Genomic DNA, 25,181 nt, shown 5'->3' on the forward strand with positions numbered 1-25,181 from the left:
GGGTCGGCCCTTCGGATACGTTCGGGATAAGGGGAAACTCAGGCCGCGGACGATAGGTGCGGTCCACGATTGAGTCAAGACGTTATCGGCAAAGCCGAAAGCGCTCCGGCCGGAACGCCGTCGGCCGTTGTCGTGCAACCACTGCGATTCCCGCCGACCGGCACCGGTCAGCGCCGGTCGGCGGGATGCGGTCAGCGGTTCTTGAACTGGGGCTCGCGCTTCTCCGAGAAGGCGGTCATGCCCTCGCGGCGATCCTCGAGCGCAAAGCTCGAATGGAACAGCCGGCGTTCGAAGCGCACGCCCTGGGTCAGCGTGGTCTCATAGGCGGCATTGACCGCCTCCTTGGCCATCATCACCGAGGGCAGGGACTTGGCGGCAATCGCCTGGGCGACCTTCAGCGCCTCGTCGAGCAGCTCTGCCACCGGCAGAATCCGGCTGACCAGCCCCGCACGCTCGGCTTCCTCGGCATCCATCATCCGGCCGGTCAGGCACATTTCCATGGCCTTGGACTTGCCGACGAAACGGGTGAGGCGCTGGGTGCCGCCCGAGCCCGGAATGGTGCCGAGATTGATCTCGGGCTGGCCGAACTTCGCATTCTCGGCCGCCAGGATGAAATCGCACATCATCGCCAGCTCGCAGCCGCCGCCGAGCGCATAGCCCGACACCGCCGCGATCACCGGCTTCTTGCAGCGGGTCACCCGCTCCCAGCGCGAGATGAAGTCCTCCATGTAGACGTCCTGGAAGGACTTGGGCAGCATCTCCTTGATGTCGGCGCCGGCCGCAAAGGCCTTCTCGCTGCCGGTCAGCACGATCGCGCCGATCTCGGGATCCGCCTCATAGGCGTCGAGCGCCGCGTTCAGTTCCTCGATCAGTTCGGCGCAGAGCGCGTTCAACGCCTTGGGCCGGTTGAGCTGGATCAGCCCGACGGCGCCGCGCGTGTCGACCAGGATGTTCTTGTAGGACATGTGGGTCTGCTCCCTCCGCGATCCCGCGCCGGCTTCACCGGGGCGGCGGATGCGGGATCCTTCGCCGCCTGCCTGGTCCCGAAGCCGGTCGATGAAGACTGACGTCCCGACGCCCGGCGGCCTCCCGGCAGGGGCGGGAGCCTGGCTGTCAGGGGCGCGCAGCACCCTCTGCAGGTGCCAGCACGAAATGTACGACCAGACGGCCGGAGGACTGCTCGGCCGTGTCGATCGTCAGGCGCTCGGCCCCGCGGGTGAAGGCGGCGATACCGGCGCCGGCACCGGATGCGGCAGCGGCACCCCCGACCTCGCGCCAGCCCAGCTGGGGCAGGGCGTCGCGGTAGAAGCGCATCACCTGTGCACCGGTCACACGACCGACTGCGTAAGCCTCTACGATACGCCCGTCGGGCTTGTCAAACGTAAAGCCCCCCGCGTCCTCGGCGAGCCCCGGGGCCAGCGGCAGATCTTCGACCTGGCCCAGGAACTCGGTGTCGGCGGCCTCAACCGGGCTGAGACCGATGGTCATGGGGCCGGCGATCGCGAGCGCCGCAAGGACGATCATGGTCCGGAAAACGGTCATGCCTGACACCGGGAACAGAAATAGGTGGCACGGTTCGATTGAACGACGCGTTCTATGGTACCGCCGCAGCCCTCCCGCGAACAGGGGGCGTCGGCCCGGTCATAGACCCGGAAACTGTGCTGGAAGTAGCCGAGTTCGCCCGAGGCGCCGACGAAATCCCTGAGCGTGGAGCCGCCGGCGGTGATCGCCCGGTCGAGCGTCGCGCGCACCGCCGCCGCCAGCCGGTCGCAATCCTCGCCCGACAGGGTGCCGGCGGCACGGGCCGGGTGGATGCCGGCCTCGAACAGGCTTTCGCTCGCATAGATGTTGCCGACCCCCACCACCACGCGCTGATCCAGCAGCAGCGCCTTCACCGGGGCCCGCCGCCCCTCGAAGGCCCGGGCGAGATAGGGCCCCGAGAAACCGTTGCCAAGCGGCTCCGGCCCCAGATGGGCGAAGAGGTCATGGGCGTCCAGATCGTCGGTGGCGGCGATGTCCATCAGCCCGAAGCGGCGCGGATCGGCGAACAGGATCCGGGTGCCGTCGTCCAGGCGGAACACGACATGGGTATGGGGCGCATCCGCCACCGCGATCGAGGGGCCGTGATGGAAGGCGACCGGCGGCGGCGCATCCTCGATCACCAGCCGGCCCGACATGCCCAGATGGACGATCAGCGTCTCGCCCCCCTCAAGGTGCAGGCGCAGATATTTGGCGCGACGATCCGCCGCGATCACGGCACGCCCCGTCAGCCGCTGCACGAAACCGGCGGGCAGCGGGCGACGCAGATCCGGGCGCCGCGCCTCGACCTCGGCAAGGCGGCGTCCGATCATCCTGGGGGCGATGCCCCTGAGCACGGTTTCGACTTCGGGCAGCTCTGGCATGGGGGCGAGGGTAGCGCAATGCCCCGGCCCGCGCTATGTTCCCTCGCGCACCCGCACCCGAAGGTTCCGAGGACGAGCGATGTCAGTGATCGACGAGCCCGCCGGCCGGCACGCCGGCGACGAGCGCCCTGCCGATTTCGGGTTCACCAGCACCACGGTCGGCGAGAAACGCCGCATGGTGCGCGGCGTGTTCGACAGCGTCGCCCGGCGCTACGACCTGATGAACGACCTGTTGAGCGGCGGCGTCCACCGGCTGTGGAAGGACGCGATGATGGACTGGCTGGCGCCGCGGCCCGGCCAGCACCTGCTCGACGTGGCCGGCGGCACCGGCGACATCGCCTTCCGCTTCATCGATCGCGCCCGGCGCAACGCCGGTGCCGCAGCCGCCCAGCTGCCGCCGGCCCGGGTGACGGTCTGCGACCTGACGCCTGCGATGCTCGAGGTCGGCCGCGACCGCGCGGTCGATCGCGGCATCCTGGACGGCATCGACTGGGTGGCGGGCAATGCCGAGGTGCTGCCGGTCAGATCGGCCTCGGTCGATGTCTATACCATCGCTTTCGGCATCCGGAACGTCGCCGACATCCCGGCGGCACTTGCCGAGGCGCGGCGGGTGCTGAAGCCCGGCGGCCGGTTCATGTGCCTGGAATTCTCTCAGGTGCAGGCGCCGGTGCTCGACCGGCTCTACGATCTCTATTCCTTCAAGGTGCTGCCGCAGGTGGGCCGGGTGGTCGCGCGCGATGCCGCGAGCTATCGTTACCTCGCCGAAAGCATCCGCAAATTCCCGAGCGCCGACCGCTTCGCCGGGATGATCGCGGACGCCGGCTTCCGCCAGGTCAAGGTGCGGCTGCTGTCCGGCGGCATCGCCGCCCTGCACTCGGCCTGGAACGTCTGAGCGCCCGCCCCTCCCGATCGGACCCCCATGTTCTCGACCCTGCGCCACCTGCTGCGGCTTTCGCGCATCGGCTATGTCCTCGCCCGTCACGGCGCGCTCTTCCCGCTCGAGCAGCTGGCGACCCAGCATCCGGCGGCGGGGTTTGCCGGGCGGACCGCCCGGCGCCTGACCCGGCGCGACCTGCGCGAGCTGGCGGAAGGCGAAAGGCTGGCCCGGGCGCTCACCGCCCTCGGCCCCAGTTTCGTGAAGCTCGGCCAGGTGCTGTCGATCCGCGCCGACCTGATCGGCGAAACCGTGGCGCGCGATCTGGCCCGGCTGCAGGATCGGCTGCCGCCCTTCCCGGGGGCGGATGCACGACGGATCATCGAACAATCTTTCGAACGCCCGGTCAGCGACCTCTTCGCGCAGTTCGACGACGTGCCGGTGGCGGCGGCCTCGGTCGCCCAGGTCCATTTCGCCGAGACCACCGACGGCCGCGAGGTCGCGGTCAAGGTGCTGCGTCCGGGGGTGGAGCGCGCGCTCGCCACCGACCTCGCCCTCTTCGCCTGGATCGCCCGCTGGCTGGAGCGCCTGCTGCCCGGCAGCCGCCGGCTGAAACCGGTCGAGGTGGTCCGCACCCTGTCGGAAGTGGTGGCGATCGAAACCGACCTGCGAATGGAAGCGGCGGCAGGCCAGGAGCTGCGCGAGAATTTCGAGGGCGATGCCGGCTTCATGGTGCCCGAGATCGACTGGATGCGCACCGCCGCCCGGGTCATGACGCTGGAGCGGATCACCGGCGGCGTCCGTGCGGACGACACCACAGCGCTCGAGGCCGCAGGCCTCGACGGGCGCGAAATCATGGCGAATGCCGCCCGGGTCTTCTTCCTGCAGGTGTTCCGCGACGGCTTCTTCCATGGCGACATGCATCCGGGCAACCTGTTCATCCTGCCCGACGGTCGCATCGCCGTGGTCGATTTCGGCATCATGGGCCGGCCGGACCGTCAGTCGCGGCTCTATCTGGCAGAGATGCTGCGCGCCTTCCTGACCCGCGACTACGATGCGGTGGCCGACGTGCATTTTGCGGCCGGTTTCGTCCCCCCCGACCAGTCGCGGCCGCTCTTTGCCCAGGCTGCCCGCTCGATCGGCGAGCCGATCCTGGGCAAGCCCCAGAACGAGATCTCGATCGGCCGGCTGCTCGCCCAGCTGTTCCAGGTCACGACCACCTTCCAGATGGAGACCCAGCCCCAGCTGCTGCTGCTCCAGAAGACCATGGTCCAGGCGGAAGGCATGGCCCGGCTGCTGGCCCCCGGCGCCAATATGTGGGTGCTGGCCGAGCCGCTGATCCGCGAATGGATGGCCGCCAATCTGGGCCCCCGCGCCCGTGCCGAGACCACCCTGCGCGAGATGCTGCATGTGGCACAGCGCCTGCCCCGGATCATGGATCGGCTGGAAACCCTGAGCGATCCCGAACGGCCGCGCCCGGTGATCATGAGCGGCAGCCGGCTTTCGGCCGCGATCGGCGGCGGCCTGCTGGTGGCCCTGCTCTGGCTCATCCTGGGCTGAGCGGGCAGGGGCGCATCCCATCCGCAACATCGTCAGGTTAAAATGCCGGTTCGCCTTGTCTCTTGCACGGCGACCTCAGGGCGCATAGTTTAACCACACCACGTCTTGCGCAATTGCGCAGGTTCCACATGACGGCCCCCGCCAGCCGTCGGATCCCAAGCGGAGGGTCCGGTGCTCACCGGCAAGCGCATCCTGCTGATCGTCACCGGCGGCATCGCCGCCTACAAGGCACTCGAACTCATCCGGCTGCTCCGCAAGGCGGGCGCCGGGGTGAAGGTCGTGATGACCCGTGCGGCCGGCGAGTTCGTGACCCCCATGTCGCTCGCCGTGCTCTCGGGCGAAGAGGTCCACACCGACCTCTTTTCGCTGAAGGACGAGACCGAGATCGGCCATATCCAGCTGTCGCGCGCCGCCGACCTGGTGGTCGTGGCCCCCGCCACCGCCGACATCCTGGCGAAGATGGCCGCGGGTATTTCCGACGATCTGGCGACCACCCTGCTGCTTGCCACCGACAAGCGGGTGCTGGTGGCGCCGGCGATGAATGTCCGGATGTGGTTCCACCCGGCAACCCGGCGCAATCTGGACCAGCTTGGCCGCGACGGCGTGCTGACGGTCGGTCCCGACGCGGGTGAAATGGCCTGTGGCGAGTTCGGCCCCGGCCGCATGGCAGAGCCGGCGGCGATCGTGGAGGCCATCCGCGCCGCCCTGGCCGAGGACAGCCGCCCGGCGCTCACGGGGCCCGGGACGGCGCTGATCGATGCGCCCGGCCCGCTGTCGGGCCGGCATGCCGTCGTCACCAGCGGCCCGACGCACGAGCCGATCGACCCGGTGCGCTACATCGCCAATCGCTCGTCCGGCAAGCAGGGTCATGCCATCGCGGCAGCACTCGCCGCGCTGGGCTGCCGGGTGACGCTGGTCACCGGCCCGACCCGCCTGACCGATCCGGTCGGCGTCGACACCATCCATATCGAAAGCGCCCGCGACATGCTGGCGGCGGTCGAAGCGGCACTTCCCGCCGATATCGCGGTCTGCGCCGCCGCCGTCGCCGACTGGCGGCCGGCGATCGAAGCCGGGCAGAAGCTGAAGAAGCAGCCGGGCGGCGCGCTGCCGCCCGACATCCGGCTGATCGAGAATCCCGACATCCTGCGCACCATCTCGGCACCCGGCCCGTCGCGCCCGGCCCTGGTGGTGGGCTTTGCCGCCGAGACCGAGCAGGTGCTGGACCACGCCCGTGCCAAGCGGGCGCGCAAGGGCTGCGACTGGATCGTCGCCAACGACGTTTCGACCGGCACCGGCACCTTTGGCGGCGACGACAATGCCGTCCACCTGATCGATGCCGACGGCACCGACAGCTGGCCCGCCATGACCAAGCAGGCGGTGGCGGACCGGCTGGCCCGCCGCATTGCCGATCACTTTGCAGCGCCCACCACCAAGGATTCCGCCTGATGGACCGCCACCTCCGGATCGGGGTCGTCCGCCTCGATCACGGCCGCGACCTGCCGCTCCCCGAGATGAAGACCGCCGGTGCCGCCGGGCTGGACCTGCCCGCCGCCGTGCCGGCCGACGCGCCGATCATGCTGGCCCCCGGGAGGCGGACCCTGGTTCCGACCGGCCTGACCATGGCGATCCCGGAAGGCTATGAGGGGCAGGTACGGCCGCGCTCGGGCCTGGCTTTCTCTCAGGGCGTCACCGTGCTCAACGCACCCGGCACCATCGATGCCGATTATCGCGGCGAGCTGAAAGTCCTGCTGGTCAATCTGGGCGATGCGCCGGTCGAGATCACCCGCGGCATGCGGATCGCACAGCTGGTGATCGCCCCGGTCACCGCCACCCGCCTGGTCGAGGTCGAGGCGCTGGACGGCACCGTCCGCGGCGCCGGCGGCTTCGGCTCCACCGGGCACTGAGAACAGATCCGGGCCTGCCGCGGAACGGTGGTGCAAGGCCGGGGTTCACGAACAGGATCGAAACGGAAACGCCCATGCTCAGGCTGTCGAAGAAACTGCTGTTCGCGCTGGAAGCCGTGGTCGACATTGCCCACAACGGCGGTGCCGAGCCGGTCCAGAGCAAGGAGATCACCCGCCGTCAGGGCATCCCGCAGCGGTATCTCGAACAGGTCATGCAGCAGCTGGTGCATGCCGAGATCCTGGAAGGCGTGCGCGGCCCCCGCGGCGGCTACCGGCTGGCACGCGAGCGGCGCAAGATCACCATCGGCGACATTGCCCGCGTGGTGCGCGCCATGGAGAAGACCGACGACCCCATGGCCGATCCGGCCGGGTCCGATCTGGGCCACAAGGTGGTCCGCCCGGTCTGGCAGGACATTCAGGACGAGCTGATGGAACGCCTGGACGGGATCACCGTCGCCGATCTCTGTCAGCGCGCCGTGGAACAGGGCATCCGCAGCGAAGCCATGACCCGCATGGATTTCTCGATCTGAGGCGAAGGCCGCCCCCGCCCCGAGGCAGGCCCCACGAAGGAGCGCAGTCGACATGACCGATACCTGGCAGCCGACCCCCACCCACGGCCGTGGCCGGATCTATGACAATGTCATCGACACCATCGGCGATACGCCGCTGGTCCGTCTTTCGCGCCTCGGCGCCGCCAAGGGCGTGAAGGGCGAGGTTCTGGCCAAGCTCGAATTCTTCAACCCGCTCGCCTCGGTCAAGGACCGCATTGCCGGCGCCATGGTCGCCGCCGCCGAGGCGGAAGGCGCCATCGGCCCCGACACCGTTCTGGTCGAGCCGACCTCGGGCAATACCGGCATTGCGCTTGCCTTCGTCTGCGCCGCCAAGGGCTACCGGCTGATCCTGGCCATGCCCGAGAGCATGTCGATCGAACGCCGCAAGATGCTGAAACTGCTGGGCGCCGAGCTTGAGCTGACGCCGGCGAAGCTGGGCATGAAGGGCGCCATCGCCCGCGCCCAGGAGCTGGTGGACGGCAACCCGAATGCGATCATGCTCCAGCAGTTCCGCAACAAGGCCAACCCGGCCGTGCACCGGGTGACCACGGCCGAAGAGATCTGGGCCGATACCGCCGGCAAGGTGGATGTGGTCGTGGCCGGCGTCGGCACCGGCGGCACCGTCACCGGCATCGGCCAGGTGCTGAAGCAGAAGAACCCGGACGTGCGGATCGTTGCGGTGGAGCCCGAGGACAGCGCGGTGCTGTCGGGCGGCCTGCCCGGCCCGCACAAGATCCAGGGCATCGGTGCCGGTTTCGTGCCCGAGATTCTGGACCGGTCGGTGATCGACGAGGTGCTGACCATCGCCAACGAGACCGCCTTCGACTATGCCCGCACCCTGGCGCGGACCGAAGGCATCCCCTGCGGCATCTCGTCGGGCGCCGCCGTGGCGGCTGCGGTCGAGATCGCCCAGCGGCCGGACATGGCCGGCAAGACCGTGGTTGCGATCGTCCCCTCCTTTGCCGAACGCTATCTCTCGACCGATCTCTTCAACGGTCTCGAGTGATCCTGTCCGCGGCCGCGGCGCTTCCGTCGCGGCCGCCCCCTTCTGCTGCGGAACCCCGCCCGTCGTGGACGACATCGAGCTCACCGACGCCGAAATCGAACGCTACAGCCGTCAGCTCGTGCTGCCGGAATTCAGCGAGACGGCACAGCTTGCCCTGAAGCGCGCCCGGGTGCTGCTGATCGGTGCCGGCGGGCTGGGGGCGCCTCTCGGCCTCTATCTCGCGGCCGCCGGGGTGGGCACGATCGGTATCGTCGATGCCGATCGGGTCGATCTCAGCAATCTGCAGCGCCAGATCATTCATCGCACCGAAGATATCGGCCGGCCGAAGGTCGAAAGCGCCGCCCGCGCCATCCGGGCACTCAATCCCGAGATCCGGGTCGAAATCCACGACCGCCGGATCGATGCCGGCAATGCGACGGCGCTGATCGGCGCCTATGATCTCGTCGCCGACGGCTCGGACAATTTCGACACCCGCTTCCTGGTCAATGATGCCTGCCATCTGCTGGGCCGCACCCTGGTCTCGGCGGCGATCCTGCGCTTCGACGGCCAGATCTACACCTTCCGCTCGCATGCCCACCGTTCGGGGGGGCCACGCCTGCCCTGCTATCGCTGCCTCTACCCCGCCCCGCCGCCGCCGGGACTGATCCCCAGCTGTTCCTCGGGGGGCATCATCGGTGCGCTGGCCGGCATGGTCGGCTCGCTCCAGGCGCTGGAGGTGGTGAAGGAGCTGACCGGCATCGGCGAGGGTCTTGCCGGCCGGATGCTGATCGTGGATGCACTCTCCAACCGCTTCCGCACCGTCCGCCTGCCCGCCGATCCGGCCTGCCCGCTCTGTGGTGACCATCCGGTCATCACGGACCTCGGCGCCCATGGTGCATGACGGGACACGTTCATGATCGGTGACAGATCATATACCGGCCTGATCCTCGAATCGGGCCACCTCAATCGTGTCCACTATGGCCTGGCCATGGCCGCGGCGGCCCTGGCGATCTCGCAACCTGTGGTGTTGTTCTTCACCAACGCCGCCCTTCTGAGCCTGCGCGCGCCCGACCCGGAGGGACGGCCGGGCTGGGCGACCTGCCCGCTCGGCCCCGACCTCGTCGCCGCAGGCGTGGCCGGCGACGCCACGGGCTGGAATGCCGGCCTCGTCCCCCGCGGCGCCGCCGGCGTGGAAGACCTGATCGAAGCCTGCCGCGACCTCGGCGCCCGCTTCATGGTCTGCGACATGGGCCTGCGCGCCATCGGCCTGGAGAAAACCGCGCTCAGGGACGACCTGTCCTTCGAAGAGGGCGGCCTGGTCAGCCTCTACCGGATCCTGGGTGACACGGGGCGGCTGGTGGTCATCTGATCCTTAAAAGACGAAGGGCGCCCATGAGGCGCCCTTCGTCTTTACAACTGCCTGCCGGCAAAATCAGAACGGCAGCACCCGATCCGGGGGCGTATGGCCGTCGATGAAGGTCTTGATGTTGATCAGCACCTTCTCGCCCATGTCGATGCGCGACTCGAGCGTCGCCGAGCCCATATGCGGCAGCAGGACGGTGTTGTCGAGTTCGACCAGCTTGGGGTTCACCGCAGGCTCGTGCTCGAACACGTCGAGCGCCGCACCGGCCAGCTGGCCGTCGCGCAGCATACGGGTCAGCGCCGCCTCGTCGATCACCTCGCCACGGGCGGTGTTGACGACATAGGCGTCCTTCTTCAGCAGCTTCAGCCGCCGCGCCGACAGCAGATGATAGGTGGCCGGCGTGTGCGGGCAGTTGACCGACACGATGTCCATCCGGGCCAGCATCTGGTCGAGGCTTTCCCAATAGGTCGCCTCGAGCGGACCCTCGATATCGGCATGCAGCCGGTTGCGGTTGTGGTAGTGGATCGACAGGCCGAAGCCGCGGGCCCGGCGGGCCAGCGCACGGCCGATACGGCCCATGCCGATGATGCCCAGGCGCTTGCCCCAGATCCGGCGGCCGAGCATGTGGGTGGGGCTCCAGCCGTTCCACTCACCCTTGCGGACCATGCGCTCGCCTTCCGGCACGCGCCGTGCCACCGCCAGGATCAGCGCCATGGTCATGTCGGCGGTGTCTTCCGTCAGCACGTCGGGCGTGTTGGTGACGGTGATGCCGCGCTGACGCGCCGTGGCGAGATCGATATGGTCGGTGCCGTTGCCGAAATTGGCGATCAGCCGCAGCTGCGGCCCGGCATGGGCGAGCACGCCGGCATCGATCCGGTCGGTCACCGTGGGTACAAGCACATGAGCGGTCTTGACCGCCTCGATCAGCTTGTCCTGCCCGAATGGGACGTCGTCATGATTGAGCCGCGTGTCGAACAGCTCCATCATGCGCGTCTCGATCTGCTCGGGCAGCTTGCGGGTGACCACAACCACCGGCTTCGGCTTCACCATCGACACTCTCCCATAGACCGCCCACCTTACGGCCGCCCAGCGTCCGGCCCCGGGGCGTATTATCCAGGCGTCCTGTACCGGGCGCAGGAACGGCCCCGCATCTGGCGCCCTGCCCGACGGCACCCGCCCGGTCCCCTTTCTTAGCAAATCGGCCGGTGCGATACAAACCGGCCGACCGATTGCGTGACGATCCCCTGCGGCGTAAGGTCTGGAAAGCCCCGCCGGGGCCCTTGACCCCAAGGGAACCGCACGGCCGGCACCGCCCCCATGCTTTCAGGCCCGCCCTTCAGGACCCATCCCTCTCATGCCCGACCGCACCACCGCCCGCCCCCGTTTCGCATTCCTGCTGACGCTGTTCGTCTGTCTGGCCATGATCGGAGGCGCCGCGCTGTTCTTTACGGCCGGCGCCGCCGACGCGCCCACCGCCGATGAGGCGAAGGATGCCCCGGCCGAGGATGAAGGCGGCGCCAAATGGATCGGCCGCAGTGCCGAGCGGCCGCCCCTGCCCCGTTTCGTGTCGCTGCGCTCGGCCGAGGTGAATGTCCGCACCGGCCCCGGCACCCGCTATCCCGTCGCCGCGATCTACAATCGCAAGGATCTGCCGGTCGAGGTGACGGCGGAATACGAAAACTGGCGCAAGATCCGCGATGTCGAGGGGGCCGAGGGCTGGGCGCATATGAGCCTGCTGTCGGGCCGGCGCACCGCCATCATCCAGGGGGAGGTCCGCACGCTCTACAACCGCCCGGCAGCGGACGCCGTGCCGCTGCTGCGTGCAGAACCGGGCGTGGTCGGCCGCCTGATGGCCTGCGAGCGGAACTGGTGCGAAATGGACATCGCCAACACCCGCGCCTGGATCCGCCGCGACGAGATCTGGGGCGTCTACCCGGACGAAGATTTCCACTGACCGCCCGACGGCGCCTCAGGCGCCGTCGTCATCCCCTTCGGCTGCGGTCTCGTCCAGGATCTCTTCCAGGCTGGTGAGCGAGCGCCGGAACCGCGCCGCATGGGCACGCTCCGCCCGGGCCAGGGTCTCGAACCATTCCGCCGCCTCGATCTGGCCCTCGTCGCGGGCCACGCGGGCCATCTCGGGATAGACGCCGGTGGCGTCCTCCTCCTCGCTTGCGATCGCGGCACGGAGGTTCTGAGGGGTGGTGCCGATGGGAAGCCCGGTCGCCGGGTCCCCGCCCGCCTCTTCCAGGAATTCCAGATGGCCCAGCGCATGCCCGGTCTCGCCCTCGGCGATCGACCGGAACACTGCGGCCACGTCGTTGAAGCCCTCGATATCGGCCTGGCGGGCGAAATAGAGGAAGCGGCGGTTGGCGGCCGCCTCGGACATGAAGGCGCGGATCAGATTGGCCTCGGTCCGCGTGCCGGCAAGCGGCGGTTCGGCGGCCGGGAAACGGTCGTCGGAACGGTCGGTCATGGGGTGATGGCTCCGTGGCTCTCCGGTTCGTGATCCCGCCGCCCCGCCCCCATGCCGGGCATCAGCGGACGCGGATGATCACGTCGACACGGGCGATGGAGGCATCGCCCGGCGGTTCGGGCAGACGGGCGATCTGGACCGCATCCCCGGGGATGTCCTGGAGATGGCCGCCGTCTTCATAGAAGAAATGATGATGGTGGCTGACATTGGTGTCGAAATAGGACCGGCCGCTGTCGACGACCAGTTCGCGCAGCAGCCCCGCCTGGGTGAACTGGTGCAGCGTGTTGTACACGGTGGCCAGCGACACCGGGAGCGCCGCCGCCTGCGCCTCGCGGTGCAGCTCTTCGGCCGTCACATGACGGTCGGTGCCGTCGAGCAGCAGGCGCGCCAGAGCGAGACGCTGCTTGGTCGGCCGGAGACCGGCTGCCTTGAGCTTCTCGAGCACGGCGGTATAGGGGCGGTTGGTGGACATTCCCGGCTCTCGTCTTGTTGAAGGTCCACGACGCGCCATGGGAAAGTCGCGTAGGGACGGTCAGTTAGCCAGGAATTTAGGTGCGTTCCATTCTGAGTGCAAGGCCGGAGACCAGGGAAGCCCCCCGATCTCCGGCCGGAAGATGCACATCAGTCACCGGTGCGGATGCGTTCGACGAGCTGACGCACGGTCGGCACGAAGCCGTTCGAATAGAACGGATCCTCGGCGAAACGATAGGCGTTGTGGCCGGCGAACATCAGCTCGTGCTCGACATTCGAGCCATGGGCGATGTTCTGCAGCGTTTTCTGGATGCAGAAGCTGCGCGGATCGGCCCGACGACCGGTGGTGCCCTTCTCGTTGGCCGCCCAGTTGCTGAACTGGCAGGCCGACAGGCACCCCATGCAGTCGATCTGATCGATATGGATCTGCTTCGCCGCGGCGGGGTCCACGAAGATCAGCGTGCTGTCCGGGGTCTTCATCGCTTCGGTATGACCCTCGGCGATCCAGCCCTGGGCACGCTCGAAATCATGGGCGGTGACATAGACCGGCCGGCCGCGGGCACCGATCGGCAGCGCCACCTCGTGATCGCCCACGGGCTCGGTGGTATAGGCGATCTGGCGATCGCTGCGGCCACGGAGTTCCTGCAGGAAGTCGTTGTTGACCGCCGAGGAATAGAATCCGGTCGGGCTGAAGCGATGCAGATAGACATCACCCGGCTTCAGCGTCCGCAGCCGCTCCTTCCAGGCATCCGAAATCGGGCTCTCCCTGGTCAGCAGCGGCCGGGTGCCGAACTGGAACGCCACCGGCGCCACCTCGGGATCGTCCAGCCAGTGCTCCCACTCGCGCAGATACCAGACGCCGCCGGCCATGATGATCGGCACGTTGGGGATGCCGATCTCTTTCATCAGCTCGCGCAGTTCCCGCACACGCGGATAGGGCGACTGCGGCTCGCGCGGGTCCTCGGCGTTCGACAGGCCGTTATGGCCGCCGGCAAGCCACGGATCCTCGTACACCACGCCACCCAGATATTCGGCGAAGCGATGATAGGCGCGCTTCCGCAGCGCCCGGAAGGCGCGGGCCGACGAAACGATCGGGTAGTAATAAACCCCGTGCTCGGCGGCGATCTGCGCCACGCGATAGGGCATGCCGGCACCGCAGGTCACGCCGTGGATCAGGCCTTTGGCCCCTTCCAGCACGCCCTGCAGCACCGTCTCGGCGCCACCCATCTCCCACAGCACATTGACGTGGATCCGGCCTTCGCCGCCCGCCAGCTCGTGGGCAATGCGTGCCTGGGTGATGCCGCCGCGGATGCCATAGGCCACCAGCTCGCCATGACGCTCGCGGCGGGTCTTGCCGTAATAGGTCTGCGGGATCGGGCGGCCGTCGGCGTCGAAACTGTCGGCATTCACACCCGAAAACGTCCCCACGCCGCCGGCTGCAGCCCACGCGCCGGAGCTTTCGCCGTTCGACACGGCGACACCTTTCCCGCCTTCGACCAAGGGCAGGACTTCCCGTCCGGACAGGAGGATGGGGTTCAAGGGCTTCACGATGCCTCCGCTACTCGTCCTTGCGTTCTTTTTGTTCAAAGCGGCGGCCCGGGCCGGCGGTTCCGCCGTCCGATCCGCGCCGATGCGTTCGAACCGATCCACCCGCAGCCGGGCCTCGAGACCGGGCTTTGGGCAGGTTCGCCGGTTAACTGGCCATGGTTTTCCATGAAGTCCAGCCCTGCCCGCCGTGGTTTTTTGCACCGCACCCGCACAGCGCGGCCCTCACCGGCAAGGCAGTCGGCAGACATGGCGACGCCGGCCGGCGATTTCCTGAAGGGGAAGCCACCGGCCGGCGCGTCGTCATATCACGGAATGCGGAGCCGCGCGATCAGCGCGGGCCGCGGGGCTTGCGCGGACGGTCGCCGCGGTCGCCACGATCCCGATCACCACGATCCCGGTCGCCACGGGGCTCACGGTCGCCACGGGGCTCACGGTCGCCACGCGGCTCGCGGTCGCCGCGGGGCTCGCGATCACCACGGGGTTCGCGCGGCTCACGGGTATCGGGCAGCTCCTCGCCGGTCGCCTGATCGACGACGCGCATCGAGAGCTTCACCTTGCCGCGGTCGTCGATGCCCAGCACCTTGACCTTCACCTCGTCACCCTCGTTGATCACGTCGGTGACCTGGTTGACGCGCTGGGCCGACAGCTCCGAGATGTGGACCAGGCCGTCACGGGTGCCGATGAAGTTCACGAAGGCGCCGAATTCGACCACCTTCACCACCTTGCCGGTGTAGATGGTGCCGACCTCGGGTTCGGCCACGATGCCCTTGATCCAGTTGATCGCGGCGTCCATGGCCTTGCCGTCCACCGCGGCGACACGGATGGTGCCGTCGTCCTCGATGTCGACCTTGGCGCCGGTCTGCTCGGTGATCTCGCGGATCACCTTGCCGCCGGTGCCGATCACTTCGCGGATCTTGTCCTTGGGGATCGAGATGGTCGTGATCCGCGGCGCGTTGGAGCTGACCTCCTCGCGCGCACCGCCCAGCGCCTCGGCCATGCGGCCCAGGATGTGCAGGCGGCCGTCGCGGGCCTGGCCCAGCGCCACCTTCATGATCTCTTCGGTGATGCCGGTGATCTTGATGTCCATCTGCAGGGCGGTGATGCCCTGCTCGGTGCCGGCCACCTTGAAGTCCATGTCGCCCAGGTGATCCTCGTCGCCGAGGATGTCGCTCAGCACCGCGAAGCCGTCATCTTCCTTGATCAGGCCCATGGCGATGCCGGCCACCGGACGCGCCAGCGGCACACCGGCATCCATCATCGACAGCGAGCTGCCGCAGACGGTGGCCATCGACGACGAGCCGTTCGACTCGGTGATCTCCGACACGATGCGGATCGTGTAGGGGAAGGCCGACTTCTCGGGCAGCACGGCGCGCAGGGCCCGCCAGGCCAGCTTGCCATGGCCGATCTCGCGACGGCCGGGGCTGCGCATCGGGCTCGCCTCGCCCACCGAATAGGGCGGGAAGTTGTAATGCAGCAGGAAGTGCTCGCGGTACTCGCCCTCGAGCATGTCCATGATCTGCTCGTCCTGGCCGGTGCCGAGCGTGGTGACCACCAGCGCCTGGGTCTCGCCGCGGGTGAACAGCGTCGAACCGTGGGCCCGCGACAGCACGCCCACTTCCGAGACGATCGGGCGGACGGTCTTCAGGTCGCGGCCGTCGATGCGCACGCCTTCCTTCAGGATCCGGCCGCGCACGATCTTGGCCTCGAGGGCCTTGAACGCGCCCGAGACCAGCTGGGGCTCAAGGCCCTCGCCGGCGACCAGGGCCTCGACGGTCTTCTCCTTGACCGCCTTGACCGCCAGCTGGCGCTGCTGCTTCACGACCTGGCGATAGGCCTCTTCCAGGCCCGGACGGGCCACGGCGTCGACACGGGCCGCCACGGCCTTGGCGGCCGGGTTCTCGGGCAGCGGCCAGGGATCCTTGGCGCATTCCTCGGCAAGGTCGATGATCGCGTCGATGACCGGCTGGAAGCCTTCATGACCGAACATCACCGCGCCCAGCATGACCTCTTCGGTCAGTTCCTTGGCCTCGGATTCGACCATCAGCACGGCTTCGTCGGTACCGGCGACCACCAGGTCGAGGGCGGTGTCACCCATCTGCGAGCGCAGCGGGTTCAGCACATACTCGCCATTGATATAGCCGACGCGCGCACCGGCGATCGGGCCGAGGAACGGCACGCCCGAAATGGTCAGGGCGGCAGAGGCGGCCACCATCGACACGATGTCGGGGTCGTTCTCGGTGTCGTGGCTCAGCACGGTGCAGATGATCTGCGTCTCGTTGCGGTAACCGTCGGCGAACATCGGGCGGATCGGACGGTCGATGAGACGCGAGGTCAGCGTCTCCTTCTCGTTCGGGCGGCCCTCACGCTTGAAAAAGCCGCCGGGGATCTTGCCCGCGGCGAAGGCCTTCTCCTGGTAATTGACCGTCAGCGGAAAGAAGTCGACGCCGGGCTTCGGCTCGCGGGCGGCGACCACCGTCGCCAGCACGGCGGTCTCGCCATAGGTGGCGAGCACGGCGCCGTCGGCCTGGCGCGCGATGCGCCCGGTCTCGAAGGTGAGCTTGCGCCCCGCCCACATGACTTCCTTGCGATAGATCGTAAACATCTCGTCTCTCTCTTCCATTCCATCGGCGGGGCGTCCGGGATGTTGCAGGCCGGGCTCCGCCGGACCCTGGCCTTTCGACATCCCTGCACGTTTATCCCCGTCGTCCCGGCCCTTTGCCGGAACGGGGGTCCCGCGGGCGGACCGCCTGACCTTGCGCCCGTTCTCGTTCCGGGGCGCGTTCCCGGCCTTCATCCGGCCGGGCGGCGATCCGCATCGCGGCCGCATCCGGAACGGATCCGGACCGGCCGCATGCTCCGTCGGGGGTTCCTGATCACTCCACCTGCCCCGACGGCGACGACATGCCGCGCGCCATCCCATGACGGCCGCGAGCCGGGGCCCGGTTCGACCAGAGGCGGATCCCGGTGGATCCGTCGGCCGGGGAGCGGGCCCTCTCCCCCTTCATCTCCCGCGCGGTCGCGGACGGCAGATCCATCCGCTCGAAACAGGCACACCCCCGCGCGCAGGGTGGCCCCGGATGACGAAAGGGGGGACGCGATCGCCCCCCCTCCGGCCATCAGATCACTTACGCAGGCCCAGGCGCTGGATGACTTCCTTGTACCGGGCCTCGTCGTTGCGACGCAGGTAGTCCAGCAGCTTGCGGCGCTGGCTGACCATCTTCAGCAGACCGCGCCGGGAGTGGATGTCCTTGGCATGGGTCTTGAAGTGCTCGGTCAGGTTGCGGATCCGCTCGGTCAGGATCGCGACCTGGACTTCCGGCGAACCGGTGTCGTTGGTGCCGCGGGCGTATTCGGTGACCAGCTCGGTCTTGCGCGACTTCGTGATCGACATCGGGTGTCCTTCCTTGATCAGGCGGCGCTGGTGGCGCCAAGGTTGAAGCCGCGCACCGAACGAAGCAATCCGTCCTCGGCCCGGGCGAGCGCCACCAGGCGCCCGTCGAGCGTCGCACGAACCAATCGTCCTTCGGGAACGGCCATATCCCTGAGCGGGCGCCCGTTTCGGAGCGCATCGGCTTCGGGACCGGTCAGGGCCAGCGCCGGGATGTCGTCCAGCGCGGTCTCGACCGGAAACAGATGGGTATCGAGCGCGGCACTATGCACGAGCGCTTCAAGCTTTTCCAGAGTGATTGCATGGGCTTCGCCGAATGCGCCCGATCGGGTCCGCCTCAGCATCGACAGATGCCCGACCGTGTCGAGCGCCAGTGCCAGATCCCGGCCCACCGCCCGGGCGTAGGTGCCCTTGCCACAGGCCAGCCGGAAGCGGGCATGGTCGGCGTCCAGGATGGTCAGCAGCTCCAGCGCGTCGATCCGCACCCGGCGCACCGGCATCTCGGGCGCCTCGCCGGCCCGGGCCAGCGCATAGGCGCGTCGGCCGGCCAGCTTGATCGCCGAATAGGCCGGCGGCACCTGGTCGATCTCGCCCAGGAAATCCGGCAGGGCCGCACGGATCGCCGCAGCGTCGGGGCGGTGATCGCTGGTCTCCAGCACCTCGCCCTCGCGGTCGTCGGTGGCCCGGGCCTCGCCCCAGTGAAGGTCGAAGACATATTCCTTCGCGCCGTCCATGGCATGAGCGACCGTCTTGGTCGCCTCGCCCAGCGCGATCGGCAGTACGCCCGAGGCCAGCGGATCCAAGGTGCCGGCATGGCCGACCTTGGCGGCCCCGGTCAGCCGTTTCACGGCCGCGACCGCCTGTGCTGAACTCATGCCCTCGGGCTTGTCGATGGCGAGCCAGCCGTCGATCGGCAGGCCGCGGCGTCGGCGTGCCACGCGCTCAATCCTCCCGATCGCCGTCCCCGACCACATGATCACCGACCCCATGATCACCGGCCGCATCGTCCTCGTCGTCGAGATCGCGGCGGATCACCGGCTTTGCCAGCAGGCGGTCGATATGGGCGGCGTAGTCGAAGCCGGTATCGAGCCGGAACAGCAGCCGGGGCGTGAATTTCAGCGACACCTGCCGGCCGATGCCCCGCTGGAGCGTCGAGGCCGAACGGGCAAGCGCCTTGATCACCACGTCGGCGCCGTCGCTGTCCAGGCCCAGCGGCGAGACATAGGCGGTCGCGGTGCGCAGATCCGGGGTCATGCGGACCTCGCTGACCGTGATCGGCCGGCCGTCGAGATCAGGATCGTGGGTCTCGCCGCGCATCAGCAGCTCCGCCAGCACCTGGCGGATCTGTTCACCGACGCGGAGCTGGCGCTGGCTGGGACCGGCAGCGCCCTGGGCGCGTTTGGACATGGCTTCCCTGCCGTTCATCGAAAGAAGGGGGTGGAATGCGTGCGGGCCGGCCGGGAGGGATCCCGGCCGGCCCGCATCGCGGTCGTTTCCGGCTCTGCGGCTCAGACCGGGCTCTTGAGCTCGGCGGCGATCTCTTCGACCTCGTAGGCCTCGATGACGTCGCCGGCACGCAGATCCTGATAGTTCTCGAAGGCCATACCGCATTCCTGGCCGGCCCGCACTTCGCGGACATCGTCCTTGAAGCGCTTGAGCGAGCTGAGCGAGCCCTCGTGGATGACCACATCGTCGCGGAGCAGGCGCACCTTGCTGTCGCGGCGGACATAGCCCTCGGTGACGGAGCAACCCGCGATCTTGCCGACCTTGGTGATGGCGAAGACCTCGCGGATCTCGGCCTGACCGGTGATCGTCTCGCGACGGATCGGCGACAGCATGCCTTCCAGCATGCTCTTCACGTCGTTGGTCAGGTCGTAGATGACCGAGTAGTAGCGCAGTTCCAGACCGGCCTGGCGGGCCAGATCGCGGGCCTGGGCGTTGGCGCGGACGTTGAAGCCGATGATCAGGGCGTTGCTCGCCTGTGCCAGCGTGATGTCCGACTCGTTGATGCCGCCCACCGCGCCATGCAGCATGCGCACCGCGACCTCGTCGTTGCCGAGCTTGGCCAGCGTGGCGGTGATCGCTTCCAGCGACCCCTGCACGTCGGCCTTGACCAGCACCGCCAGCTCCTTCTTGGAACCGGCCGAGATCTCGGAGAGCATCTGCTCGACCGTGCCGCGGGCACCCAGGGCGGTTGCGGCACGGGCGCGCTGCTCGCGCTCCGAGCGGAAGGCCGAAATCTCGCGCGCCTTGCGCTCGTCCTCGACCACCACCAGCTCGTCGCCGGCCTGCGGAACGCCCTGGAGACCCAGGATTTCCACCGGCACCGACGGCCCGGCTTCCTCGACCTTGCGGCCCTTGTCGTCGATCAGGGCGCGCACACGGCCCCACTGGCTGCCGACAACGAAGGCGTCACCGGTCTTGAGCGTGCCCTTCTGGACCAGCACGGTCGCGACCGGGCCGCGGCCCTTGTCGAGCTTCGCTTCGACCACGGCGCCCTGGGCGGCGCGATCGGTGTTGGCACGCAGTTCCAGAACCTCGGCCTGCAGCAGGATCGCTTCCAGCAGCTTGTCCAGGTTCTTGCCGGTCTTGGCCGAGACCTCGACGGCGATCACGTCGCCGCCCAGCTCTTCCAGAACCAGCTCGTGCTGGAGCAGCTCGTTGCGCACCCGTTCCGGATTCACGCCCGGCTTGTCGATCTTGTTGATCGCAACCACGATCGGCACACCGGCCGCCTTGGCGTGATTGATCGCCTCGACGGTCTGCGGCATCACGCCGTCATCGGCCGCGACCACCAGGACCACGATGTCGGTGACCTGGGCGCCGCGGGCACGCATGGCGGTGAAGGCCGCATGGCCCGGCGTGTCGAGGAAGGTGACGTGGTCACCGGTCTCGAGCTCGACCTGATAGGCACCGATATGCTGGGTGATGCCGCCGGCCTCGCGGGCCACGACATCGGTCTTGCGCAGCGCGTCGAGCAGCGAGGTCTTGCCGTGGTCGACATGGCCCATGACGGTGACGACCGGCGCCCGGGGGGTCAGATCGTCATCGGTATCCTCGACACCCAGGATGCCCAGCTCGACGTCGTCCTCGGCAACCCGCTTCACCCGGTGGCCGAATTCGGTCGCGACCAGTTCGGCCGTGTCCGCATCGATCGCCTGATTGATGGTCGCCATCACGCCCAGCGTCATCAGCTTCTTGATGACGTCGGCGCCACGGACGGCCATGCGGTTCGCCAGTTCCTGCACCGAGATCACCTCGGGCACGATGACGTCGCGGACCACGCGGGCCTGCGGCTCGGCCTGACGGCCGGCCCGGCGCATGCGCTCGCGCTGACGGCGCATCGCCGCCTGGCTGCGCTGACGCTCGCTCTCGTCGCCTTCGACCAGACGCTTGATGTCGCCCTTGCCGCCACGACGACGATCGTCGGTGGTACGCGGGGTCGGCGTCGCACGCTTGCTGGCGGCCTTGGCGCGGCTCTCTTCCTCGTCGCGCTCCACCTTGCGCTCACGGGCACGCTCAGCGGCCCGGGCGCGGGCGCGCTCGGCATCCTCGTCCAGCGGCGTCGCGGCAACGGCGGCACCACCCGCCGGCGGACGGCCGGCACCGGCCGGCCGCTCGGGCCGGGGGCCACGATCACCGCCGGGGCGGTCACCACTGCGGAAGTCCGGACGGTCGCCGCGCGGGCGATCGCCACCCGGGCGGTCGCCGCTGCGGAAATCGGGACGGTCGCCACGCGGGCGGTCGCCACCGGGGCGGTCGCCGCTGCGGAAATCGGGGCGGTCACCCCGCGGACGATCGCCACCGGGGCGGTCGCCGCTGCGGAAATCAGGCCGGTCGCCACGCGGACGATCACCCTGCGGGCGGTCACCCCGCGGCGGACGGTCGCCGCTGCGGAAATCAGGACGATCGCCGCGCGGACGATCGCCACCCGGGCGGTCGCCACTGCGGAAATCGGGACGGTCACCGCGCGGGCGGTCACCGGCAGGACGATCGCCGCGCGGGCGATCGCCACCGGGGCGGTCACCGCTGCGGAAATCGGGCCGGTCGCCACGCGGGCGCTCGGCACGCATCTCGGGCTGGGCCTCGGGCGCCGGCTGGGGCCGGGCTGCTGCCGCAGCCGCGGCTGCGGCCTCTTCGGCGGCCTTGCGGGCAGCCTCTTCGGCCGCCTTGCGGGCGGCTTCCTCGGCGGCCTTGCGCGCCTCTTCCTCGGCCTTCTTCCTGGCCTCTTCCTCGACCTTGCGGCGGGCTTCCTCTTCGACCTTGCGCCGTGCCTCTTCCTCGGCACGACGGACCTCTTCCTCGGCCCGGCGCTTCTGGTCCTGGATCGCCTGTTCCAGCGCCCTCAGGCGCACATCCCGCTCGTCCTGCGTCAGGCCGCCGTCAGCGGCGGCGCCGCGCGCACGTCCGCGACCGCCGCCGGAACCGCCCCGGCCGCCCTGCTCGGGCACCGACACGGTCCGCTTGCGCTTGACCTCGACCGTCACGGTCTTGGAACGGCCGTGCGAGAAGTTCTGGCGAACCTGCGCGCCTTCGCCCGCAGGCTTCCTCCTCAGCTCAAGACGCCCGGCTCCCGACAGGCTGAGCGCCTTCTTCTGGCCGTCCTCGTTGGTCTCGCTCATATCGCTCCGGTTATCCGTTCTCTCTCAAGCCGGCCGACACCCGGTCGACAGGGTAGGGGGCATCCCTGAAACCCGCGAGGCGCCCGGCTTCCGCCAGGAAACGCTTCGCGAGCCGTCCTTCGGCAATTGCGACGTTGACCGCGTTCTCGCGTCCGAGAGCGCGGCCCATCTCGTCACGCGTCAACAACGCTACGACGGGAACGCCCTTCAGCGCCCCCATGCGGGATACGGCCACGTCTCCGGCATCAGATGCCAGAGACACGGCACCGACGGTCCCGGCATCGAGCCAGGCCCGCACCTTTTCGTATCCGGCAACGACCGCTCCCGCCCGGCGGCCGAGCCCAAGATATTCCAAACACCGGGCGGTTAGCAATCGCTCGACCGTCCCGATCAGGTCTTCGCCGGCTTTCACCGGCGCCTTGAAGGCCCGGGGAAAGGCCTTCCGGCGGATCGCCTGTTCCAGCAGATCGGCCCGGGCAGTCACCCAGGCGCCCCGTCCGGGCAGGCGGCCATCCATGTCGGCGACCACCTCGCCGCCCGGGGCGACGACGAAACGGATCATGCCGTCCGGCGATCCGCTCTGTCCGGTCGCAATGCAGCGGCGCTCGGGCGCACGATCACGCGGACCGCCATCGGTCGGCAGATCCGCCGCCGCGTCCGTCATCGCGTTCTCATCCACCGTCAAGCCCTGCACCACCACGATCTGCTCAGGCCTCGCTGTCGCCCGCGGGGGCGGCATCGGCTTCGGGGGCGTCCTCGCCCTCGAACCAATGGGCACGCGCGGCCATGATGATCCGGTTCGCTTCCGCCTCGTCGATCGTGCCGGCGGGCAGAAGCTCGATCAGCTCGTCACCGGCCAGATCGGCCAGATCGTCCAGCGTCTTGATGCCCTTCTCGCCCAGGCTCGCCAGCATGACCGGGGTCATGCCGTCGATCTCGGCCACGGCATCCTCCACGCCCAGCTCGCGGCGCTTGTCGTCCATCTGACGATCACGGGCCTCGAGGAAGATCTGGGCACGGTTCTGAAGCTCGGCCGCGACATCCGGGTCGAAGCCTTCGATGCCCGACAGCTCGTCTTCCGCGACGAAGGCGATCTCCTCGATCGACTCGAAGCCTTCGGTCACCAGCAGCTGGGCGATCACCTCGTCGACGTTCAGCGCCTCGATGAACAGCCGCGAGCGCTCGCGGAACTCTTCCTGGCGCCGCTCGGACTCTTCGGTCTCGGTCACGATGTCGATATCCCAGCCGGTCAGCTGAGATGCCAGGCGCACATTCTGACCGCGTCGACCGATCGCGAGCGACAGCTGCTCGTCGGGAACCACGACCTCGATGCGCTGGGTATCTTCGTCCATCACCACCTTGGCGACCTCGGCCGGGGCCAGGGCATTGACCAGGAAGGTGGCCGGATCCGGCGACCAGGGAATGATGTCGATCTTCTCGCCCTGCAGTTCGGCCACCACGGCCTGCACCCGTGAGCCACGCATGCCGACGCAGGCGCCGACCGGGTCGATGCTGCTGTCGTGGCTGGTCACCGCAATCTTGGCGCGCGATCCGGGATCCCGGGCGCAGCCCTTGATCTCGATGATGCCGTCGTAGATTTCCGGCACTTCCTGGGCGAACAGCTTCGCCATGAACTGCGGATGGGTCCGCGACAGGAAGATCTGCGGGCCCCGGGGCTCTTCACGCACGGCGTAGATATAGGCGCGCACGCGGTCGCCGACACGGAAGCTCTCGCGCGGGAGCAGCTCGTCGCGGCGCATCACGGCCTCGGCACGGCCCAGATCGACCACGACGCTGCCGTATTCGGCGCGCTTGACGATGCCGTTGATGATCTCGCCGACGCGGTCCTTGAACTCGTCGAACTGGCGCTGACGCTCGGCCTCGCGCACCTTCTGCACGATCACCTGCTTGGCGGTCTGGGCGGCGATGCGGCCGAAATCGATCGGCGGCAGCGGGTCGACCAGGAAATCGCCGGGGACGGCATCGGGCTTGCGGTGACGGGCATCGGCCACCGACATCTGGGTCGCCTCGTCCTCGACCTCGTCCACCACCTGGGTGTAGCGATAGAGCCGGATCTCGCCGGTCTTGCGGTCGATGGTCGCGCGGATATCGTGGTCCTGGCCGTATTTGCGGCGCCCGGCGGTCTGGATGGCCTGCTCCATCGCCTCGAGCACGGCATCGCGGTCGATCGACTTCTCGCGGGCAACCGCATCGGCGACCTGAAGCAGCTCGTGCCGGACCGGGCCGGTGTTGAAGTTGATGTCCATGGGCGCACTCAGCTCCGGTTGTCCTGAACGGCGGCGATGAGCTCATCGGTCAGGATGAGCTTCGCCGACGAAATCTCGTCGAATGGCAGGGCCGGTTCCGACCCGTCATCGAGGCGGATGGCCACCAGACCGCCTTCGCGCACGCCGGCCAGCCGGCCACGGAAACGCTTGCGCCCCTCATGCGGGCGGCGCAGTTCCATCTTGGCCTCGAAGCCGGCGAACCGCTCGAAATCCTTCAGCCGGGTCAGCGGCCGGTCGATGCCGGGCGAACTCACCTCCAGCGAATAGGCCTCGGTGATGGGATCCTCGACGTCGAGCAGAGCCGACACGACGTGGCTGATCTCGGCGCAGTCGTCCACCGTCATCGGCTGACCGTCCACCCGCTCCGCCATGATCTGGAGCGTGGCATTGACGCCGGAACGAAAGGTCACCCGCACGATCTCGTAACCGAGATCGCCGACGGCCGGCTCGATCAACTCCGTGATACGACGAACGACGTCCATGCGCTCCTCCGGTGGCGGGGCGACTCGCGAACCCTCTCGGGGCGGCGGTCCGACGCGGCACAATAAAAAAAGGCGGGCTTGGAAGGCCCACCCGGCGGAAGCTGCATGTGACCGCGACCACCGGCGGGCCCTCGTCCGGACGTACCTCGCCGCTCCCTCACCGGGGCGGATGGCTCGTCGGCTTGGGCGCTGGCGGGATCGCCGGCGGTCCGCAATCGCGGACGCTGGTCAATATACGCATATGTCGCGGAACCGCAAGGGGTTTATCCA

Annotated in this window: 24 protein-coding genes; 9 read left to right on the top strand and 15 right to left on the bottom strand. The window is 68.7% G+C overall.

Annotation, left to right across the window (positions count from 1 at the left end):
* Window positions 1-191 precede the first annotated feature (191 nt).
* The 3 genes from CMO28_RS15555 to mutM form a co-directional block, all read right to left on the bottom strand.
* Window positions 192-965 carry an enoyl-CoA hydratase gene (locus CMO28_RS15555; RefSeq protein ID WP_014747078.1) on the bottom strand — a complete coding sequence of 258 codons (774 nt, stop codon included), beginning with the start codon at window positions 963-965 and terminating at the stop codon, window positions 192-194.
* A gap of 148 nt (window positions 966-1,113) precedes the next feature.
* Window positions 1,114-1,542 (bottom strand): hypothetical protein, encoded by a 429-nt coding sequence (locus tag CMO28_RS15560; protein ID WP_062765896.1) that lies wholly within the window; start codon window positions 1,540-1,542, stop codon window positions 1,114-1,116.
* Window positions 1,539-2,402, bottom strand: a complete 864-nt coding sequence (gene mutM, locus CMO28_RS15565; RefSeq protein WP_062765899.1) for a bifunctional DNA-formamidopyrimidine glycosylase/DNA-(apurinic or apyrimidinic site) lyase — start codon at window positions 2,400-2,402, stop codon at window positions 1,539-1,541. The genes CMO28_RS15560 and mutM overlap by 4 nt, the downstream gene beginning before the upstream one ends.
* A gap of 79 nt (window positions 2,403-2,481) precedes the next feature.
* Between mutM and ubiE the strand changes: the two genes are divergently transcribed.
* The 8 genes from ubiE to CMO28_RS15605 all read left to right on the top strand — a co-directional run bounded on the left by ubiE (window position 2,482) and on the right by CMO28_RS15605 (window position 9,645).
* A complete protein-coding gene (gene ubiE / locus CMO28_RS15570) occupies window positions 2,482-3,294 on the top strand; it encodes a bifunctional demethylmenaquinone methyltransferase/2-methoxy-6-polyprenyl-1,4-benzoquinol methylase UbiE (RefSeq protein WP_062765902.1) in 813 nt (270 codons plus the stop codon).
* 27 nt (window positions 3,295-3,321) lie between these two features.
* Complete coding sequence (ubiB, locus tag CMO28_RS15575; RefSeq protein WP_296715061.1) at window positions 3,322-4,836, top strand: 2-polyprenylphenol 6-hydroxylase; 1,515 nt, start codon at window positions 3,322-3,324, stop codon at window positions 4,834-4,836.
* 171 nt (window positions 4,837-5,007) lie between these two features.
* Window positions 5,008-6,282, top strand: a complete 1,275-nt coding sequence (coaBC, locus tag CMO28_RS15580) for a bifunctional phosphopantothenoylcysteine decarboxylase/phosphopantothenate--cysteine ligase CoaBC (RefSeq protein WP_296715062.1) — start codon at window positions 5,008-5,010, stop codon at window positions 6,280-6,282.
* Window positions 6,282-6,740, top strand: a complete 459-nt coding sequence (gene dut / locus CMO28_RS15585; protein WP_296715064.1) for a dUTP diphosphatase — start codon at window positions 6,282-6,284, stop codon at window positions 6,738-6,740. The genes coaBC and dut overlap by 1 nt, the downstream gene beginning before the upstream one ends.
* A 74-nt stretch (window positions 6,741-6,814) precedes the next feature.
* On the top strand, window positions 6,815-7,270 hold the full coding sequence (locus CMO28_RS15590) for an RrF2 family transcriptional regulator (RefSeq protein ID WP_014747071.1): 456 nt from the start codon (window positions 6,815-6,817) through the stop codon (window positions 7,268-7,270).
* A 52-nt stretch (window positions 7,271-7,322) separates the two neighbouring features.
* Window positions 7,323-8,297, top strand: coding sequence for a cysteine synthase A (cysK, locus tag CMO28_RS15595; protein WP_062765914.1), 975 nt, complete (start codon window positions 7,323-7,325; stop codon window positions 8,295-8,297).
* Window positions 8,298-8,361: 64 nt separating this feature from the next.
* Entirely contained in the window at window positions 8,362-9,177 is an 816-nt protein-coding gene (locus tag CMO28_RS15600) for a HesA/MoeB/ThiF family protein (protein WP_296715070.1), read from the top strand.
* Between the two features lie 12 nt (window positions 9,178-9,189).
* Window positions 9,190-9,645, top strand: a complete 456-nt coding sequence (locus tag CMO28_RS15605; RefSeq protein ID WP_296715072.1) for a DsrE family protein — start codon at window positions 9,190-9,192, stop codon at window positions 9,643-9,645.
* Window positions 9,646-9,708: 63 nt separating this feature from the next.
* Here CMO28_RS15605 and CMO28_RS15610 read toward each other — a convergent pair whose 3' ends face one another.
* Window positions 9,709-10,689, bottom strand: coding sequence for a 2-hydroxyacid dehydrogenase (locus tag CMO28_RS15610; protein WP_062765920.1), 981 nt, complete (start codon window positions 10,687-10,689; stop codon window positions 9,709-9,711).
* A gap of 304 nt (window positions 10,690-10,993) precedes the next feature.
* Between CMO28_RS15610 and CMO28_RS15615 the strand changes: the two genes are divergently transcribed.
* Window positions 10,994-11,593 (top strand): SH3 domain-containing protein, encoded by a 600-nt coding sequence (locus tag CMO28_RS15615; protein ID WP_014747065.1) that lies wholly within the window; start codon window positions 10,994-10,996, stop codon window positions 11,591-11,593.
* Between the two features lie 15 nt (window positions 11,594-11,608).
* Here CMO28_RS15615 and CMO28_RS15620 read toward each other — a convergent pair whose 3' ends face one another.
* The 11 genes from CMO28_RS15620 to rimP form a co-directional block, all read right to left on the bottom strand.
* Entirely contained in the window at window positions 11,609-12,112 is a 504-nt protein-coding gene (locus CMO28_RS15620; RefSeq protein WP_062765923.1) for a rubrerythrin family protein, read from the bottom strand.
* 61 nt (window positions 12,113-12,173) lie between these two features.
* Window positions 12,174-12,584 (bottom strand): iron response transcriptional regulator IrrA, encoded by a 411-nt coding sequence (gene irrA, locus CMO28_RS15625; RefSeq protein ID WP_014747063.1) that lies wholly within the window; start codon window positions 12,582-12,584, stop codon window positions 12,174-12,176.
* A gap of 149 nt (window positions 12,585-12,733) precedes the next feature.
* Window positions 12,734-14,131, bottom strand: a complete 1,398-nt coding sequence (locus tag CMO28_RS15630; protein ID WP_296715078.1) for a nitronate monooxygenase — start codon at window positions 14,129-14,131, stop codon at window positions 12,734-12,736.
* 328 nt (window positions 14,132-14,459) lie between these two features.
* On the bottom strand, window positions 14,460-16,733 hold the full coding sequence (gene pnp, locus CMO28_RS15635) for a polyribonucleotide nucleotidyltransferase (protein ID WP_296715081.1): 2,274 nt from the start codon (window positions 16,731-16,733) through the stop codon (window positions 14,460-14,462).
* Between the two features lie 519 nt (window positions 16,734-17,252).
* Complete coding sequence (gene rpsO, locus CMO28_RS15640) at window positions 17,253-17,522, bottom strand: 30S ribosomal protein S15 (protein WP_014747060.1); 270 nt, start codon at window positions 17,520-17,522, stop codon at window positions 17,253-17,255.
* A gap of 17 nt (window positions 17,523-17,539) precedes the next feature.
* Complete coding sequence (gene truB, locus CMO28_RS15645) at window positions 17,540-18,457, bottom strand: tRNA pseudouridine(55) synthase TruB (RefSeq protein ID WP_296715083.1); 918 nt, start codon at window positions 18,455-18,457, stop codon at window positions 17,540-17,542.
* Window positions 18,458-18,461: 4 nt separating this feature from the next.
* Entirely contained in the window at window positions 18,462-18,926 is a 465-nt protein-coding gene (gene rbfA / locus CMO28_RS15650) for a 30S ribosome-binding factor RbfA (RefSeq protein WP_296715084.1), read from the bottom strand.
* 101 nt (window positions 18,927-19,027) lie between these two features.
* The gene (gene infB / locus CMO28_RS15655) at window positions 19,028-22,141 is read right to left on the bottom strand and encodes a translation initiation factor IF-2 (protein ID WP_296715086.1); all 3,114 of its coding nucleotides are present in this window, start codon (window positions 22,139-22,141) and stop codon (window positions 19,028-19,030) included.
* 10 nt (window positions 22,142-22,151) lie between these two features.
* On the bottom strand, window positions 22,152-22,841 hold the full coding sequence (locus CMO28_RS15660) for an RNA-binding protein (RefSeq protein ID WP_296715087.1): 690 nt from the start codon (window positions 22,839-22,841) through the stop codon (window positions 22,152-22,154).
* 7 nt (window positions 22,842-22,848) lie between these two features.
* On the bottom strand, window positions 22,849-24,408 hold the full coding sequence (nusA, locus tag CMO28_RS15665; protein WP_296715089.1) for a transcription termination factor NusA: 1,560 nt from the start codon (window positions 24,406-24,408) through the stop codon (window positions 22,849-22,851).
* A gap of 8 nt (window positions 24,409-24,416) precedes the next feature.
* Window positions 24,417-24,911 (bottom strand): ribosome maturation factor RimP, encoded by a 495-nt coding sequence (rimP, locus tag CMO28_RS15670; protein ID WP_014747054.1) that lies wholly within the window; start codon window positions 24,909-24,911, stop codon window positions 24,417-24,419.
* Window positions 24,912-25,181 lie beyond the last annotated feature (270 nt).

The organism is Tistrella sp., assembly GCF_002684955.1.
Lineage (GTDB): Bacteria > Pseudomonadota > Alphaproteobacteria > Tistrellales > Tistrellaceae > Tistrella > Tistrella mobilis.